Origin of the sequence: Mycolicibacterium phocaicum (assembly GCF_010731115.1) — a bacterium.
Taxonomy (GTDB): domain Bacteria; phylum Actinomycetota; class Actinomycetes; order Mycobacteriales; family Mycobacteriaceae; genus Mycobacterium; species Mycobacterium phocaicum.
The window spans coordinates 4,717,667-4,732,182 of record NZ_AP022616.1 but is presented as its reverse complement, the minus strand read 5'-3'; the positions used below and the strand labels follow the sequence as shown (position 1 = coordinate 4,732,182).

Genomic DNA, 14,516 nt, shown 5'->3' with positions numbered 1-14,516 from the left:
GGATAAGCGGTGCCACACCACCCCGCCTGCACGGAACGGCCGCCGCTACTCCTCGGACAGCTGGAATTCCACCATCGCGGTGAGACTCTCGACCGCTTCCTCGAGCGCCTCCAGCCGGGCCGCGGCATTCGGCGCGGCCAGCACCGAATACTTGTCGGCCTGGCCGATCGGCAGTAGTGCGGCCAGCGCGTAGAGGCGTTGTCCCACATCTGGTTTGACGGTCCTGGCCAGGATCGAGGCCCGGTCCCGCAGGCGCGCGCCCTGCGCCGACGCGATGCGTTCGAACAGCGCGATGATCCGGTCCTCGACTGCCACGATGGACGCCTCCGGGACCACCGGCCCCGGCTCGTCGGGCCATCTCTCGATTTCGGCGCGCGGGTACGGATCGTCGTTGTGCCACTGCACTATTCGAATGCGGTCGGTCACGCTGCAGCTCAACATGTACCGGCCGACGCCCTGCGGCTGGCACCGGTCGATGTGGGCGAGCGCGCCGACCGAGCATCGGGCATCGCCGCCACCGACCTCACGGCCGGCCGAGATGAGCACCACGCCGAACACCTGCTCCGGGGCGGCCATGCAGTCCCGCACCAGTTCGCCGTACCGCGGCTCGAAGATGCGCAGCGGCAGTTCGTCGCCGGGCAGCAGCGCGGACTCCAGCGGGAACATCGGCGTGATGGGCACGGCTACAACTCCAGCTCCGACACCAATGCGTCCACGACTTCCAGCAGATCCCCGTCGGTTTCCTCGGCGACCCGGCGCTGGCGTTGATAGGAGCCGCCCAAGGTGTAGATGTCGACCACCCGAGCCAACTCGTCGGCGCAATTCAGTGATGCCGCAACCGGTTCCAGCCGGTTCAGCAGCTCGTCCAGATCTTCGGTGACCAACCGCTCGTTGCTGTCGGCATCCAGGATGATCTCGGCATCCAGTCCGTACCGCGCCGCGCGCCACTTGTTCTCCTGCACGTGCCAGGGCGGCATGGTCGGCAACTGCTCGCCGGCGTCCAGCCGGCGGTCCAGGTCGACGATCAGGCAGTGCGTCAGCGCGACCAGCGCACCGAGTTCGGCGATGTTGGACACGCCGTCGAAAATCCGGACCTCGATCGTGCCCAGATGCGGCGACGGCCGGATGTCCCAACGGATTTCGTTCATGTGGTCGATGATGCCGGTCTTGCGCTGGTCGTAGACGAAGCGCTCGAAGTGCGACCACTTCTGGAAGTGGAACGGCAGGCCCGCGGTCGGCAGCTGCTGGAACATCATGGCCCGGTTGCTGGCGTAGCCGGTGTCCTCACCGTCCCAGTACGGCGACGACGCCGACAGCGCCAGCAGATGCGGGTACTGGTTGAGCAGCGACGTGATGATCGGCATCACCTTGTGCGCCGAGGAAATCCCGACGTGTACGTGCACGCCCCAGATCAGCATCTGCCGGCCCCACCATTGGGTTCGCTTGATCAGCTCGGCGTAGCGCTGCCCTTCGGTGAGCTGCTGGCTCTCCCACTCCGCGAACGGGTGGGTGCCGGCGCAGAACAGCTCCATGCCGCGATCACGCACGATCCGGCGTACCGGGCCGAGCGTCGACCGCAGATCGTCCATGGCCTCGCCTGCGGTGTCGCAGACGCCGGTGACCACTTCGACGGTGTTGCGCAGCAATTCCTTGTGCACATGCGGGGTCTCGCCGATCTCGGCGATGACCGCGGCGGCCTCGTTGCTCAGGTCGCGTGTGCGGGCATCGACGAGGGCGAACTCCCATTCGACGCCGAGGGTCGGCCGTGGCGACCCGGCGAAATCGATTCGCGGTGGAGTGTGGCTGTCCGCGCTACCCGGCAGCGATGACACCGCACGCCACGCGCTTACCGGAGTCACCGGTGTTCATCGAAGCCTCGTCCGCACCCGGTGCGGCGCCCTGGATCTGCTGGTACCGGTCGGCCGGGATGTTGCCGAAGTTGTCGGCCTTCTCGTGGATGATCAGCGCGGTCTTATTGCCGGCGAGCAGCTGCTCGGCGGTGAACGCGTCGGTGGTGGTCACCAGCGAGCCGGTGCCGTCGCCCTTGACCTGCAGCGAGGCGAGGTCGCCGCTCATCGGGTAGCCGGTGTGGCCCGGAGCCTGGAAGTGTCCGCCGGCGGACAGGAAGTCGCCGGGGGCGCCACCGGTCGGCGCCACCGAGTTCGGCTCGCACTTGCCGGCAGAGTGGATGTGCAGGCCATGGAATCCGGGCGTCAGCACGCCGCCGGAGGTGGTCTTGACCGTCAGCGTGGCGAACCCACCGTTGAACAGGAACTCAGCGGTCGCGACAGTGGTGCCCTCGGGGGTCTTCAGCTCGGTGACCAGCTTCTCGCCAATCGGGGCGGCCTGCGGGGCAGCCTTTTCACCGGCCTTTTCACCGTGGCCCTGCGGGGCGTGCTCGACGCCCGTCCAGATCGCCGGCGTGGTGCCGGGGGTGGTTGCGGGGACCTGTCCGGGAGGCGCACACGCAGCGACGACGGGAGCAATGACCGCAGCGGCGGCGAGGAAGCGAATCGGGGCTGAGATCGGCATGCCCGAGAGCCTAACCGGTCACCAGAACGATGACGCCCGGTCCCTTGTCATTGAGCGCGGGGATGCGCGGTTCGACGGGCGCGTCGAGGATTTTGCCGACCGCTTCGGCGGCTTCCTTCTCTCCCGCGGCCTCACCGAAATACACGGTCGTGGCGGCCGGCGGCGCGTCGACGCTGAGGTTGTCGGTCTCGGTCACGTTCCACTGCTGCTCGTGCAGCTTGTTGGCGACGGTCTGCGCCGCGCCGGCAACCTCGGAGATGTTGAACACCTTGACGTCGGCCTTGGCGGGCGCCGGCGTCGTCGACGTCGTGGTGGCCGGGGCGGACGTCGCACTGGACGAGCTGCTCGACGAGCTCGAGTCGGAGCTGCTGTCGGAACTCAGCGACTGGAACGCCACCAGCAGGAACACGACACCGAGGAACAACAGCACCATGACCATGGCGCGCAGGGGCAGTCCGGAGGACTCTCGCTGATTCATTGCTCCCCACCTTATCGAGGCGGACCCTCAGGGCAGAAAAGCTAGGTGATTTCGAAACCGAGTCGACGCGCGGCCTTGGCCTTCTGCCGGCTGGCCCGCTGCCGGCGCAGCCGCTTGACCAGCATCGGGTCCGCGGCCAGCGCCTCGGGACGGTCGACCAGGGCGTTGAGCACCTGGTAGTACCGGGTCGCCGACATCGAGAACAGTTCCTTGATGGCGTCCTCTTTGGAACCCGCGAATTTCCACCACTGACGTTCGAAACCAAGAATGTCGTGTTCGCGGCGGGTCAACCCGTCGGCGAGCTCAGAGTCGTCCCCGGATCGCTCAGTACGCGCCATAGCGCCGTCCATTTCGCCCCTGGACCCTTTCTCTGATCTCGGTATATGCCAGCCTGTTTCGTGCGTCACAACGGATCTCGGACGCTGCAAGTGGTTCGGCGAACATTCAACCACGGCCGACGGTATTGAGCCGTGATCGTTACCCGCGAGTCGGATCATTAAGATTGCTCGTCATGGCTGTCCGTCCAATCTGCATCGTCGGTGACCCTGTTCTGCACACCGCGACCACTCCGGTGGCCGTCGGCGCCGACGGCTCCCTCCCTTCCGATCTCGCCGAGCTGATCGACGACATGTACGAAACGATGGACAAGGCCAACGGCGTGGGCCTGGCCGCCAATCAGATCGGCGTCGGGCTGCGGCTGTTCGTCTACGACTGCGCCGACGACCGCGGCCAGACCGCGCGGCGCCGCGGCGTGGTGATCAACCCGGTGCTGGAGACGTCGGAGATCCCCGAGACCATGCCCGATCCGGATTACGACGACGAGGGCTGTCTGTCGGTTCCCGGCGAGTCGTTCCCGACCGGCCGCGCCACGTGGGCCAAGGTCACCGGTCTGGACGCCGACGGCAAGCCGGTCGAGCTTGAGGGCACCGGCCTGTTCGCCCGGATGCTGCAGCACGAGACCGGTCACCTCGACGGCTTCCTGTACCTCGACTGCCTGATCGGCCGCAACGCCCGGGCCGCAAAGCGGATGGTCAAGTCGAACAAGTGGGGCGTGCCGGGGCTGAGCTGGATGCCGGGCGAGGTCGACGACCCGTTCGGGCACTGATGCCTTCGGTCGGTAGCCGCGTCTCGCTGCGCTACCGGTTGCCCGAGTCTGACGCAGAGGCTTTCACCGACGTCGTCGGGCACCTCGAGGCGCTCACCCCGGTCGTGGTGGTGCGCACCAAGTCGGGTGAGCGCGTCGAGATCAGCCCTGCCGCGGTGATGTCGGTGCGCGAGCTGTCGCACGCACCGGTGCGCAATTCAGAGATACGTGCGGTCGAGCACGCCGCCGCCCTGGCCTGGCCGGGTACCGAACAGCACTGGGCCGACGGCTGGCTGCTGCGCGCCGGCGGGACGGACACGCGCACCAACTCGGCTGTGCCGCTGCTCTTTTCGTCGGACCTGACGACGCTGCCGGCGATTGCCGACTGGTACGCCGAACGCGGACTGCAACCGTGGGTGGCACTGCCGGAACGGCTGCTGCCGGTCCGTTCCGAAGGCGTCGACCCGAATCGCGTGCTGACCATGGAACTGTCGGGCGCCGCCGATGCCGAATTGCCCTCGCGTCCGGATGCCCGGTGGTTGCAGATTCACGCGCAGGACGTGCCCGTCGATGTGCTCAGCGCCGTCGTCGACGGAGACGTGGCGTTCGCCACGGTGGCCGACGCGGCGGTCGGCCGGGTCGCGGTGACCACGGCGCCCGGCGGCAGGGTGTGGGCCGGCCTGTCGGACGTCGCGGTGCTCGAGTCGGAACGTCGCCGCGGACTCGGCCGGGCCGTCTGCGCCGAACTGCTGGCCTGGGCCGCCGGCCGTGGTGCGACGCACGCATACGTCCGGGTTCCCGACGACAACGCGACGGCGATCGCGCTGGCCGAGTCGATGGGTTTCCGGCTGCATCACCGGTCGCGGTACGTGCTCCTGTAACGCCGCGGCCACGGCTTCCCGCGCGACATCGTCGGCGCCCGGGAAACCGTGGCCTCGGCAGGTACCAGCTAGTGCGCGTCGGCCCCACTGGGGGCCGAACCACCCTGAGCTGCAGTCGATTTCGCCGGCGCCGACTTCTTCGCGGGCTTCGGCTTCTCGGCCTTATCGGCCTTCTCCGACTTCTGCTTGCCCGGCTTCTTCGACTCGGACTTCTTGGTCTCCGACTTGGTGGTCTCGGACTTCGTTGTGTCGGACTTGGTCTCGGACGTCTTCGTCTCCGACTTGGTGGTATCCGGCTTGGTGTCATCCGACTTCTGGTTGTCGGCCTTCGTCGGGGTCGCCGGGGTGGCGGGCGTCGCCGGGGTCGCCGGCGTGGCCGGGGTAGCCGGCGTCTCCGAGGTGGCGGGGGTGGCCGGAGTTGCCGGGGTCGCCGGAGTTGCGGGCGTGGCCGGGGTCGCCGGGGTCTCCGCCTTGGCCGGAGCAGCAGGCTTCGCGGGCGCCTCCGGAGCCTCCGCTGCGGTCGCCTTCACCTGCGTCACCGCCAACGTGGACTGCGGGATCGAGGTGATCGAGTTGTCCGTCGCCGCCTTGGTCACCGACACCTGCGTGGCGGCAGCCGGATCGGCGGCGGTCTTGGGCGCCAGCGGATTACCCGTGCCGCTCCAGCCGATGGCCTTGGCGAGGATGCGGCCGAGCGACACCATGGCGCCGATGGGCCCGATGCCCAGACCGTCGATCTGCAGGTCCGTCCCGATGATGTCGGCATAGACGGTCTGCCCGAGTGAGTTCAGGATCGAGCCACCGAGGCCCATCTGGTCCCAGCCCGTCGATCCGGCGGTGAACAGTCCGCCGAACTGGATGTTGAGCGCCTTGACGACGGCATTGTCGCTGAGGGGGATGGTCTTGTTGATCAGCTTGGCCACGAGGTCCAGGTTGAGGTTGGCGCCGTTGAGGACGCCGTTCACCATGGCGGCCGGGATGTTGATGGCGGTCTGCAGCGCTTTCGCCGCGTCGCCTTGCGACAGGGACGCACCGATGCTGGTGAGACTGTTCGCCAGCGCCACCGCCGGGCTGATCGCCGGTCCTGCCAGGCCGATCAGGACCCCGCTCAGCGGCGATGCCAGGAAGTTGAACACTTCCTGCACGACCCGGTTGGCCATGGCGTTCGAGGCCGTCGGAAGCAGCTTCGGAATCACCTGAAGCAGAATGAAGTGGAAACCATCGTTCGAGTCGACGGACTGCGAGTTGTTGCCGGGGTCAGTGCCCAGCAACGTCGCGGCCGTGATCGCCGACTGCACGTTGTGCCCGATCTCGCCCAAGACCGTGCCGATGTTGCCGGGATTCTGCAGGATGGCCCCGACGTGGTCGATCTGATTCGCCAGGAACTGCTGCAACAACACCGCCGGCGCCTCGGAGAAGGCCTCGCCGATGCGCCCGGCATTCGCCGCAGCGGTCTTGAACGCGTCCTGCCACGGCTGCAGCGGGTTGTACGCCGCAGTCAGCTGCACAGCGGCAGTGCTGACCGACGGCAGCGCCGGAAGCTTGACGGAGGCGGGTGCCGACGTGAGCAGTGGGCCGGCCACGATGGCCGCCGTGGTCGCTGCGCAGATACCCGCCTTGGTATGGCGACGGACCGCTGAATCCATGAATACGACTCCTCTTACGAATTGATTGGCTTGATTTGGGCAGGACAAAAGAGCTCGGTTGATCGGACGGAGGGCCCGACGGGAATCAGTGGGCCTCCCCCGAGCAGGGAGGCCCACCGACTGCGACTACGTGCTGCTGACTACTTGCTCGCGGCGGCCGAAGCGTGCGAGCCGGCACCACCGTCAGCGCCGTTGGCCGAACCCCCTTGGCCAGCAGCAGATTTCGCCGGCGCCGGCTTCTTCACAGGCTTCGACTTCTCCGACTTCTGCTTGCTCAGCTTCTTCGACTCGGACTTCTTGGTCTCGGACTTGGTGGTGTCCGACTTCGTGTCCGACTTGGTCGAGTCCGACTTCTGGTCATCCGACTTCTGGTTGTCGGACTTCGCCGGAGTGGCAGGCGTCGCCGGGGTGGCCGGGGTCGCGGGCGTAGCCGGGGTCGCGGGCGTAGCCGGGGTCGCGGGCGTAGCCGGGGTCGCGGGCGTAGCCGGGGTCGCGGGCGTAGCCGGGGTCGCGGGCGTCTCCGAAGTTGCCGGGGTCGCCGGGGTGGCGGGGGTCGCCGGGGTCGCTGGCGTGGCCGGAGTGGCCGGGGTCGCCGGCGTCTCCGCCTTGGCCGGCGCGGCAGGCTTCTCGGCCGGGGCCTGTGCCGCCGTGGCCTTCACCGGCGTCACGGCCAACGCAGGCTGCGGGATCGAGGTGATCGAGTTGTCCGTGCTCGCCTTGGTCACCGACACCTGGGTGGCGGCAGCCGGTTCGGCAGCAGCCTTGGGGGCCAACGGATTACCGGTACCGCTCCAACCGATGGCCTTGGCCAGCAGGTGGCTGAGGTTCACGAGCGCACCGATCGGCCCGATGCCCTGGCCGGTGATCTCCAACGGGAATCCCGGGGCGAGCACCGTTTCGGCCGTGAGGCCCAGGGAGTTCAGGATCGAGCCACCGATGCCGGTCATGTCCATGCCCGTCACACCGGCGGTGAACAACCCACCGAACTGGATGTTCAGCTTCTGCAGCTCGTTGCCGGCCGGCATGGTCTTGGTGATCAGCGGCGCCAGCACATCCAGGTTCAGGTTGGCTCCGTTGAGGAAGCCGTTCACCATGGCCGCGGGGATGTTGATGGCGGCTTGGGCCGCGGTCATCGCGTCACCCGCGGCGAGCGAGGTCGCGATCTTGGTGATGCTGTTGACGAGCGCCACCACGGGGCTGATGCCGGGACCCACCAAACCCATCAGCACACCGCTGAGCGGCGATGCCAACACGTTGACCACCTGCGTGACGATCGCGGACGCCTGCGGGTTGCCCGCCGTCGGGAGCATGTTGGGGAGCATCTGCGCGACCAGGCCGTGCCACACGTCGTTCGAGCCCGCGATGGTCCAGTCCTCTGGCTTGGTCCCCAGCAGCGTGGCAGCGGTGATCGCCGACTTCACGTTCTGCCCGACGTCCTGGATCACCGCGCCGATGTTGCCGGGATTCTGCAGGATGGCCCCGACATGGCTGATCTGGTTCGCCAGGAACTGCTGCAACAACACGGCCGGCGCCTCGGAGAAGGCCTCGCCGATGCGCCCCGCGTTGGCCGATGCGGTGTTGAACGCGTCGAGCCACGGCTGCAGCGGGTTGTACGCCGCAGTCAGCTGCACCGCGGCGGTGCTGACCGACGGCAGCGACGGCAGATGCGCGGCGGCGGGCACTGACGGCAACAGCGGGCTGACCACGATGGCCGCCGTGGTCGCTGCGCAGATACCCGCCTTGGTATGGCGACGAACCGCAACATTCATGAAGTGACTCCTCGGGGGTCGGCTTGCTTACTGGCGGGTAATTTACCGACGAGTAACCGAGTTAATCCAGAGTTTTTGACGAAGTCGTAACGAATCGATAGCGACGGCATGCGGTTCACAGGTCACACCAAGCTGGTTTGCGTATTAGCCGGTAAAGCGCCGTTCATAGCCCCGCTAACCTTCCGGGCAAATGGCCAGTCGGCAAACCCATTTACGCCGCCGAGCGAGCCCGCCGCGCCACCCCGGAACACTAGGCGGACCAGCCAGATATATTCCGATTAGTCATGCTCAGGCGTGATTTTCGTGTCGTGACCGAGACCACATCGCGTGATGATCGTGATCGGCATCTCACACCGGCGAAGTCGGGCCTGTGAACTCGGCCGGGACGCCCCGTACCCCGCCTGGGGCAAATCAGGGACGAGACCCAGCGACGCGCAAACACGATTGCTGCGGACGCCCCTACAACAGCCGGCCGCGACGCCGACTGGTGTCCACATGGTGAGACAACATATGGGACCCGTCGTCCCGGGCAATGCCGGCAGCCGTCCCTGCGGGCGCTGCGGAGCACGACCGCCGATGCCGGCCGACGCTTCGCCAAGTATCTTGGACCGGCGGTGGAACGCACCGAAGTGTCAGGCTGGTCAGGGGTTGCGGGTGCAAGAGAATGCGGCGCTGTCGGCCGCCGAGTTGCTCGAACTCAACCGTGACGTTCAGGGCTCGCGCGCGGTCCGGCTGCTGGCCACCAACAATCTCGGCGTCTACGCCACATTGATGGAGCGGCACCTCAGTGACGGCATGATCGCCGAGACCGATCTGGTGGTCCGGCTGGAACGCGACCTGGCGACGCTCGGTGAGACCGACGACCAGCTCGGACAGTCCGGCCTGGCCCTGATCAAGTCCTGGGCCAGCCAGGGCTGGGTGCACCGGGTGACCGAGACGCGCGCCGGCGCGGAACGCAACGTCTGCTATCTGACGCAGGACGCCCGTCGCGCCCTCGACTTCGTGCGCGGCATGCGCCGCGGCGACAGCATCGCCACCGGCGGCTCGATCGCCGGCATCGCGTCCCGCATGCGCCAGATCGCCACCCGTGCCGGCAATGACCCCGACCGCATCCGGGCCGGCATCGAAGCCGAGATCGCCGCGCTGCACCGCGAGCTCGACGAGCTGGAGGCCGGCCTGCGCCCCGAGCCCGACGTCACCGACATGTACGACGAAGCCCGCGCCATCGCGCTGCAGATGGAACGGCTGATCACCGACATCGGCCTCTACGGCACCATGATCGAGCAGGCCACGCAGGCACTGGACGATCCGATCGACACCAACATCGAGTACCGCGACCGGCAGCGCCAGATGTACGCCGACTACCAGGCGGCATGGGATTCGGCGGGCCGCGATTCGCATCGGGCGTTCCTGCGGATGATCAATGACCCCGACCAGCGCGCCGAATTCGAGACCGACATCGCCACCGTGGCGTCGGCGCTCCCCGAGCTGGACCCGGCGCTGCGCAAGGTGATGGCCGGGTTCTTCGAGTTGATCGGCCACCAGATCGACGAGGTCGAACGCATCCAGCAGCGCTGCGCGCAGCGGGTCAAGCGGTTCACCGCGTTCGGCACCATGGAGTCCAGCCGAGGCGTGGCCCGTCAGCTCAACGAGGCCATCGGCGCCGCCCGGACGCTGCTGAAGTCGTCCCTCACCGATTCCCGGCTGGACATCGAGGTCCCCCTGGCCCGGCACGCGATCAGCTCGATCGGCGCGCTGAGTTTCAAGATCGGCGACCTGTCGGCGCCCAAGCCCGCCGAAGCGGCGCAGGGCGACGTCGACCTGTCCACCTTCGCGGCCCTGACCACCCAGGTCGACGCACCCGCGATGTCCGAGATGCTCAACGCCGCGGTCGCGCGACGGCCGGTGTCACTGGCCGAGGCCGTCTCGATGCTCGATTCGGCATACCTGGGCCACGTCATCGTGTTGTGGTCGTGGGCCCTCAAACAACCCGCAGGACCGGGTGACGCGGGCGACGACACCATGTCGGTGCGGTTCCGCTCGCTCGACGGCCGGGACCGCGAGATCGAGGTGCCCTATCTGATGTTCACCGAGCCTGTTGCCGTGGCGGGAGCCCTTCATGACTGACTCACCCATCGATTTCGCCTCGCTGCCCGAGGTCGACAGCACCAGCCGCGCGGTCCAGCAGCGGCGTCCACGCTTCGACGGCGACGTCAGCGCCATGCCGGACCGGGCCTGCTGGGCATTGCAGCACCTGCTGACCCGCCGCTACATCAGCAGCGAGTCCGATCGCGACATCTACAGCTGGATCCTGGAGTACCGCAACGAATTGTCGGTGCGGTTGTCCGAACTCGACCTGCAGTTGCGCATCTCCGAGGGCGTCGACATCGCGTTCATCGAGCAGGCCCGTTACGAGTCGGCCAAGGGCATCAAGCTGTTGCGCCGCGAGCCTCTGGGCACCTATGACTCGATTCTGGCGCTGCACCTGGCGCAGCTGATGCGCGCCGGCGGTGACCAGAGCTTCCTCATCACCCGCGACGAGATGCACGGCATGTTCAGCGGCGTGCTGAACGAAACCGACCGTGACGCAGTCACGTTCACGGCCCGGATCGACGGGGCCATCGCGCGCCTCACCGGTCTCGACATCCTGCGCCGTAGCCGTGACGACGAGGACAGCTACACCGTGAGCCCCGTCATCACGGCGGTGATGACGGCCTCGGTGATCACCGAGCTGCAGCAGCAGTTCGAACAACTCACCGGCGGAGGTACTGAAGCCGATGTCTGAGCAGTTCCACCTGTCCCGGCTCCAGATCATCAACTGGGGCGTGTTCGACGGTTATCACAGCATCCCGTTCAGCGCCGGCGGCTCACTGGTCGCGGGCGGCTCCGGCAGCGGTAAATCGTCACTGCTGGATGCGATTTCGCTCGGCTTCCTGCCGTTCAACCGGCGCAACTTCAACGCGTCCGGCGACAACACCGCGGCCGGCTCGAGCGCGGGCCGACGCACCGTCGACAAGTACGTCCGCGGCGCCTGGGGCCAGCGCAGCGAAGCCGGCACCAGCCAGGTGATGTACCTGCGCGGCGAAGGCACCACCTGGTCCGCCGTCGCGGTGACCTACACCAGCAACACCGGCCGCACCATAACGGGCCTGGTGCTCAAATGGCTGACCGGAGAATCGCGTTCGGATTCGTCGAGCCGGTTCGTCATCGGCGACGGCGACCTGGACATCGAGGACGTCTGCAACCGGTGGGCCGCGGGCCGGTTCGATGCCGGCGTGTTCAAGGGTGACGGCTGGCGGTTCACGACCAAGGTCGAGTCGCAGTACCTGGCGCAGCTGTATGCCTCGATCGGTATCCGCGCGTCGGACGCCGCACAGCAGCTGCTCGGCAAGGCCAAGTCCCTGAAAAGCGTTGGTGGGCTTGAGCAGTTCGTCCGCGAGTTCATGCTGGATGAACCGGACAGCCTGGCCCGGCTGCCCGAGGCGCTCAAGCAGATCGATCCGCTCGTCGAGGCCCGGGAACTGCTCGCGGTGGCTCAGCGCAAGCGCAAGATCCTCGGTGACATCGAGGCCATCCAGGTGCGCTACGCCTCCGAGTCGACCGACCTCGGCATCATCGACCTGGTCGACCTGCCGATGGTGCGGGCCTACACCGATCATGTGCGGCTCCGGCACTGCCCCGCGGAGATCGAGACGCTCGATGCGACCATCGACCAGCTGGAGAACGAGAACGCCGACCTGACGCGGCAGCTGAATCTGGCCAAGGCCGAAGGTGATTCGCTCAACGCCCAGATCAACGGCGCATCGGCGAACGTCGGCCCGCTGCAGGCCCAGGTCAATGCCGCCGAAGCGCAGGCCGACGACGTGGCCCGGCGGCGCGCGGCCTACGAGGAGATGGTCGCGGCTCTCGGCGTCGAAGTGCCCGATACGGCCGACGAATTCTGGAACCTGCGCGAGGAGCTCACCCGGCAGGCCACCGAGATGCTGGGCAAGCTCGAGTGGGGGCGCGATGCGTCCACCGACGCGGAGTACGCACAGAAGTCGGCGCGGATCCTGCGCGACAACGCGGCCAAGGAACTCAAGCGCGTCGAGCACGTCGGCTCTGCGCTGCCCGAGTCCGCTGTGACGATGCGGGACCACATCTGCGCGGGCGTCGGTATCGACCCCGCCGAACTGCCCTATGTCGCCGAACTTTTCGACTTGCAGCCCGAGCACTCCCGCTGGCGGCTCGCGGTGGAGAAGGTGCTGCGCGGGGTGGGTCTGCGGCTGCTGGTGCCGGATCAGCACTACGCCAAGGTGCTGCGGTTCGTCAACGAGACCAACATGCGCGGACGGCTGGCGCTGCACCACGTGCGGGCCGGCGCCTCGGGACGCGAGGCCGAGCCGAACACGTTGGCGGGCAAGCTGTTCCTGGTCAAACCGAAGCATCCCTGCGCCGCCGAGGCCGCCGATGTGATCGCCGCGGCCGGTGACCACATCTGTGTGGACACCCCCGACGTGTTCGTGCGCTTCCGCCGCGCCGTCACCGACACGGGGTTGTACAAGGACTCCGACCGGCTGGCCATCAAGGACGACCGGCGTCCGATCAAGCCGTCCGAGTACATCTACCAGGGTGACATCGGCGCCAAACTGGAGGCGCTGCACGCCGAACTCACCGAGGCCGAGGAGGCCTTCAACACCGCCCGCCGCGCCGCGGATGAGATTGCGGCGCAACGGCAACGCTGGCGCGACCGGGCCGCGGCATGCAAGGCCGTCTACGAGCAGTTCCCGCAGTGGAGCCAGATCGACACCGACACCGCCGAGGGCCATGCCGATCGGCTGCGCGAGCAGTACGAGCTGCTGCTGGCCGACCATCCCGACATCGAGGCACTGTCGGCGCGCGCCGAGGAGTGCTGGGTCGACATCCAGACCCTGATGACCCGGCGCGGCGCGATCCAGACGCGACGCGACGATCTCGACGCCCGCCGGACCAAGCTGATGGATCTGCAGGACCGGCTCTCCCCCGTTACGGTGTCGGAGCAGGCCACAGATCTGTTGCGCCGCTACGCCGCTGACGTCCCGGTGCCGCTGGAACTGCTCAACCCCGAGCCGCACCGCGAGGCGCTGTTCGCGGCCATCCGCCGCGAACGCGACCAGCTCACCGAGAGCCGCCGGCGCTCCTACGAGGAGCTGTCGCGCATCGTCGCGACGTTCGACGCGTCTTTCCCGGATGCGATTCCGAACGACTCGGACGATTTCGACGAGCGCATATACGACTACGTGGCGGTCTGCCGTCACATCGACGAGCGCGAGTTGCCCGACGCCTACGACCGCATGATGCGACTGATCACCGAGCAGGCGCCCGACGCGATCCTCACCCTGCACCGCGTCGCCGAGCAGGAGACCCGGCGGATCAGCGAGCAGATCGACCGCGTCAACACCGGTCTGGGCGCGGTGGAATTCAACCGCGGCACCCGGCTGACGCTGCGCGCCAACCCGCGCAGCATGGCGGCGGTCTCCGAGCTGACCGACATCGTCAAGGCCATCTCCCGGCGCATCGCCGAGGTGGGGCTGGGCGACAAGAAGGCGATCCTCGAGCAGTACGCCGACATCCTGCGGTTGCGAAACCGGTTGGCGGGCAACAACCCCGAGGACCGTGCCTGGACCCGCGATGCGCTCGACGTGCGGAACCGGTTCACGTTCGACTGCGCCGAGTGGGACGTCGCCAGCGGCGAACTGATCCGCACACACAGCAACGCCGGCGACAACTCCGGTGGCGAGCAGGAGAAGCTGATGGCCTTCTGCCTGGCCGGGGCGCTCAGCTTCAACCTGGCCAACCCCGAAAGCGGCGACAACAAGCCGGTTTTCGCGCAGCTGATGCTCGACGAGGCGTTCTCCAAGTCCGACCCGCAGTTCGCCTCGCAGGCGCTGCAGGCGTTCCGCAAGTTCGGCTTCCAGCTGGTGATCGTCGCGACAGTGCAGAACGCCACCACCATTCAGCCGTACATCGACGGCGTGGTGATGGTGTCCAAGTCCGAGGCCACTGGCCGCAACGCCCGGCCGGTCGCGAACGTCGCCACCAAGACCATCACCGACTTCACCGCCCTACGTCGGGAACTGAAAGTCCCCGAGCCTGTCTGATCGGAGC

General features: G+C 67.5%; 12 protein-coding genes. 5 read left to right on the top strand and 7 right to left on the bottom strand.

Going from position 1 to position 14,516, the window contains the following annotated elements; genetic code table 11:
• Positions 1-45 precede the first annotated feature (45 nt).
• Genes G6N46_RS22635 through G6N46_RS22615 form a run of 5 tightly spaced genes read right to left on the bottom strand, consistent with a single transcriptional unit; the run spans position 46 to position 3,360 of the window.
• Complete coding sequence (locus G6N46_RS22635; RefSeq protein WP_138250691.1) at positions 46-681, bottom strand: LON peptidase substrate-binding domain-containing protein; 636 nt, start codon at positions 679-681, stop codon at positions 46-48.
• A 2-nt stretch (positions 682-683) separates the two neighbouring features.
• Entirely contained in the window at positions 684-1,832 is a 1,149-nt protein-coding gene (locus G6N46_RS22630) for a glutamate--cysteine ligase (RefSeq protein WP_138250758.1), read from the bottom strand.
• Entirely contained in the window at positions 1,813-2,532 is a 720-nt protein-coding gene (sodC, locus tag G6N46_RS22625) for a superoxide dismutase[Cu-Zn] (RefSeq protein ID WP_064860084.1), read from the bottom strand. The genes G6N46_RS22630 and sodC overlap by 20 nt, the downstream gene beginning before the upstream one ends.
• Positions 2,533-2,542: 10 nt before the next feature.
• The gene (locus G6N46_RS22620) at positions 2,543-3,010 is read right to left on the bottom strand and encodes a LytR C-terminal domain-containing protein (protein WP_138250692.1); all 468 of its coding nucleotides are present in this window, start codon (positions 3,008-3,010) and stop codon (positions 2,543-2,545) included.
• A gap of 41 nt (positions 3,011-3,051) precedes the next feature.
• Entirely contained in the window at positions 3,052-3,360 is a 309-nt protein-coding gene (locus tag G6N46_RS22615; protein WP_029105136.1) for a nucleoid-associated protein NapA, read from the bottom strand.
• A 161-nt stretch (positions 3,361-3,521) separates the two neighbouring features.
• Between G6N46_RS22615 and G6N46_RS22610 the strand changes: the two genes are divergently transcribed.
• Both G6N46_RS22610 and G6N46_RS22605 read left to right on the top strand, forming a co-directional pair.
• A complete protein-coding gene (locus G6N46_RS22610) occupies positions 3,522-4,115 on the top strand; it encodes a peptide deformylase (RefSeq protein WP_138250693.1) in 594 nt (197 codons plus the stop codon).
• A complete protein-coding gene (locus G6N46_RS22605) occupies positions 4,115-4,975 on the top strand; it encodes an N-acetylglutamate synthase, CG3035 family (RefSeq protein ID WP_138250694.1) in 861 nt (286 codons plus the stop codon). Before G6N46_RS22610 ends, G6N46_RS22605 begins: the two co-directional genes overlap by 1 nt.
• Positions 4,976-5,043: 68 nt before the next feature.
• Here the strand turns inward: G6N46_RS22605 and gjpA (G6N46_RS22600) are convergent, their stop codons facing one another.
• Positions 5,044-6,621, bottom strand: coding sequence for an outer membrane porin GjpA (gene gjpA, locus G6N46_RS22600; RefSeq protein WP_167526426.1), 1,578 nt, complete (start codon positions 6,619-6,621; stop codon positions 5,044-5,046).
• A 140-nt stretch (positions 6,622-6,761) separates the two neighbouring features.
• Positions 6,762-8,390 carry an outer membrane porin GjpA gene (gjpA, locus tag G6N46_RS22595; RefSeq protein ID WP_163692962.1) on the bottom strand — a complete coding sequence of 543 codons (1,629 nt, stop codon included), beginning with the start codon at positions 8,388-8,390 and terminating at the stop codon, positions 6,762-6,764.
• A gap of 654 nt (positions 8,391-9,044) precedes the next feature.
• On the opposite strand from gjpA (G6N46_RS22595), the gene G6N46_RS22590 reads away from it, so the two are divergent.
• Genes G6N46_RS22590 through G6N46_RS22580 form a run of 3 tightly spaced genes read left to right on the top strand, consistent with a single transcriptional unit; the run spans position 9,045 to position 14,509 of the window.
• Positions 9,045-10,517, top strand: coding sequence for a DUF3375 domain-containing protein (locus G6N46_RS22590; protein WP_174814082.1), 1,473 nt, complete (start codon positions 9,045-9,047; stop codon positions 10,515-10,517).
• Positions 10,510-11,175, top strand: coding sequence for a DUF4194 domain-containing protein (locus G6N46_RS22585; RefSeq protein ID WP_138250697.1), 666 nt, complete (start codon positions 10,510-10,512; stop codon positions 11,173-11,175). The genes G6N46_RS22590 and G6N46_RS22585 overlap by 8 nt, the downstream gene beginning before the upstream one ends.
• Positions 11,168-14,509: an ATP-binding protein gene (locus G6N46_RS22580; protein WP_138250698.1), complete on the top strand. Its 3,342-nt coding sequence runs from the start codon at positions 11,168-11,170 to the stop codon at positions 14,507-14,509. Before G6N46_RS22585 ends, G6N46_RS22580 begins: the two co-directional genes overlap by 8 nt.
• The last annotated feature ends 7 nt before the right edge of the window (positions 14,510-14,516 follow it).

Excerpts from the sequence above, each read along its gene's own strand:
- G6N46_RS22620 (WP_138250692.1), bottom strand. The coding sequence starts at position 3,010 with ATGAATCAGCGAGAGTCCTCCGGACTGCCCCTGCGCGCCATGGTCATG.
- G6N46_RS22615 (WP_029105136.1), bottom strand. The coding sequence starts at position 3,360 with ATGGACGGCGCTATGGCGCGTACTGAGCGATCCGGGGACGACTCTGAG.
- G6N46_RS22605 (WP_138250694.1), top strand. The coding sequence starts at position 4,115 with ATGCCTTCGGTCGGTAGCCGCGTCTCGCTGCGCTACCGGTTGCCCGAG.
- G6N46_RS22580 (WP_138250698.1), top strand. The coding sequence starts at position 11,168 with ATGTCTGAGCAGTTCCACCTGTCCCGGCTCCAGATCATCAACTGGGGC.
- G6N46_RS22585 (WP_138250697.1), top strand. The coding sequence starts at position 10,510 with ATGACTGACTCACCCATCGATTTCGCCTCGCTGCCCGAGGTCGACAGC.
- G6N46_RS22610 (WP_138250693.1), top strand. The coding sequence starts at position 3,522 with ATGGCTGTCCGTCCAATCTGCATCGTCGGTGACCCTGTTCTGCACACC.
- gjpA (WP_163692962.1), bottom strand. The coding sequence starts at position 8,390 with ATGAATGTTGCGGTTCGTCGCCATACCAAGGCGGGTATCTGCGCAGCG.
- sodC (WP_064860084.1), bottom strand. The coding sequence starts at position 2,532 with ATGCCGATCTCAGCCCCGATTCGCTTCCTCGCCGCCGCTGCGGTCATT.
- gjpA (WP_167526426.1), bottom strand. The coding sequence starts at position 6,621 with ATGGATTCAGCGGTCCGTCGCCATACCAAGGCGGGTATCTGCGCAGCG.